The sequence below is a fragment of the Halomonas sp. 3D7M genome (assembly GCF_014897885.1).
In the GTDB taxonomy this organism is placed as follows: domain Bacteria; phylum Pseudomonadota; class Gammaproteobacteria; order Pseudomonadales; family Halomonadaceae; genus Vreelandella.
In genome coordinates this window covers 1,779-3,517 of the sequence record NZ_JABUZF010000142.1, presented here as the reverse complement: position 1 = coordinate 3,517, position 1,739 = coordinate 1,779, and the positions used below count along the sequence as shown (strand labels likewise).

Annotated in this window: 2 protein-coding genes; both read right to left on the bottom strand. The window is 51.6% G+C overall.

From position 1 onward, the window contains the following. Positions 1 to 20: 20 nt before the first annotated feature. Positions 21 to 1,076 (bottom strand): 23S rRNA pseudouridine(2604) synthase RluF, encoded by a 1,056-nt coding sequence (gene rluF / locus INT22_RS06980; protein WP_193067939.1) that lies wholly within the window; start codon positions 1,074 to 1,076, stop codon positions 21 to 23. Positions 1,077 to 1,144: 68 nt separating this feature from the next. After that, positions 1,145 to 1,690, bottom strand: coding sequence for a DUF924 family protein (locus INT22_RS06975; protein ID WP_193067938.1), 546 nt, complete (start codon positions 1,688 to 1,690; stop codon positions 1,145 to 1,147). Positions 1,691 to 1,739 lie beyond the last annotated feature (49 nt).

Here is a 1,739-nt window from a genome sequence, read left to right as displayed (position 1 = left end):
AGAGCTGCCCGCCCTACTCTCTAACGCTTCCCTTTCGGGCGACCAACACGGCCTTTTCCCACCGGCTTGGCCCCTGCCTTGCTGTTTTTTCCTGCGCCAGCGGTTTTGCCCCTGGGCTGCGGTTTACCCGAAGCACTGGCTTTTGGGCCAGTTCTCACTTTACCGCTGGCGGTTCTTTTACCCTTGGGCGGCGGTTTATTGCCAACCGTTTTAGCACCCGGCTTAGCCGGTTTCTGGCGACCCTGTTTCTGCCGCTCCTGTTTCTGTCGCGCCTTGGTGGCTGTTTTTTTCGGTTTGTTAGCGCCTGACCCCGAATTGTAATCCGGCCTTGCTGTCTGGCGCTTTTCAGGCACTGCCTCAGAGCTTTCTGTCAGCGCAACAATCGTATCAATCTCTTTAGGGGTTAGATCCCGCCAATCGCCCAGAGCCAACCCTTGCAGGGAAACATTCATTATCCGTGTGCGAACAAGCTGGGTGACCTCGTAGCCAAAGTACTCGCACATACGGCGAATCTGGCGGTTCAACCCTTGCACCAGCGTAATAGTGAACACAAACGTCGACGCTTTGGTCACTTTACACTTTTTAGTCACCTGCCCAAGGATCGGTACACCCTTTTGCATGCCGGCAACAAATTCATCGGTAATCGGCTTGTTGACCGTCACCACATACTCTTTTTCATGATTATTATTAGCGCGCAGGATCTTATTAACCAAGTCGCCATTATTGGTTAGAAAGATCAGTCCCTGGGAGTCTTTATCCAGACGCCCGATGGGAAAGATGCGCGTCCCGTGTTTCACGAATTCAACAATATTGTCTTTTTCGCTGGACTCGGTGGTACTGACAATCCCCACCGGCTTATTTAGCGCAATAAGCACTAAATCCTCTTCTTCCTGAGGCTCAATCTCTTGACCGTTGACCTTAACCCGATCACCCGGCACCACTTGGTCGCCTGTCGTTGCCCGACGCCCATTAATCCAAACGTTGCCTTGTTCAACATAGCGGTCAGCCTCTCGGCGAGAACACAAACCGCTTTCGCTGATGTATTTATTGATGCGGGTAGATTTTCGTAACGACATAAAACGCCATAGGCAAAAGTGTGGTGAAGTGATTAAGCAAAATTCAAACGCTAACGTTAAAAGCCTAACTAGAAGCCGGATCCAGGTTGTTTAAGGAACTCTATTTCGGCTGGCGTAGATACCCGGCCCAACACGTCGTTGCGGTGGGGATAACGACCAAAGCGGTCAATGATCGCTTTGTGACGAATCTCGAAATCCAGGTTGTTCTCTAACCCAGGCTGATCAAACAGCTGCATTGCCACCTCATGAATAGCGGCAGACTCACTGTGCATATAAGGCATGTATAAAAAACTACGCTCGACGGGAGCCAGTTCGTTATCCACCGCTAAAGCAACCGCTTCCTGTGCAAGCGCTAAGGCTAACGCGTCACTGGCGAAGGCTTGCGGGTGGTCACGGTAGATATTTCGCGAAAACTGGTCCAACACAATAATTTCGGCCAGCCTACCCTGGGCGGTACTGCGCCACTCATAGCACTCGCAGGCAGCTGCTTTGGTCAGCAGTGAGCCGAACCGCTGGGTAATCTGCTGATCCATCGATGTGTCTTTTTTAAACCACTGCACTGGCGTCAATTCATTGAACCAAAACGACAGTACTGACTGAGCATCCTGTATCATCGCGCCCCCCAATTCCTAGTAAGGTGATGACGGCGCCGCCACACGCAGT

Coding starts and splice junctions, on each gene's coding strand:
- rluF (WP_193067939.1), bottom strand. CDS start 1,076: ATGTCGTTACGAAAATCTACCCGCATCAATAAATACATCAGCGAAAGC.
- INT22_RS06975 (WP_193067938.1), bottom strand. CDS start 1,690: ATGATACAGGATGCTCAGTCAGTACTGTCGTTTTGGTTCAATGAATTG.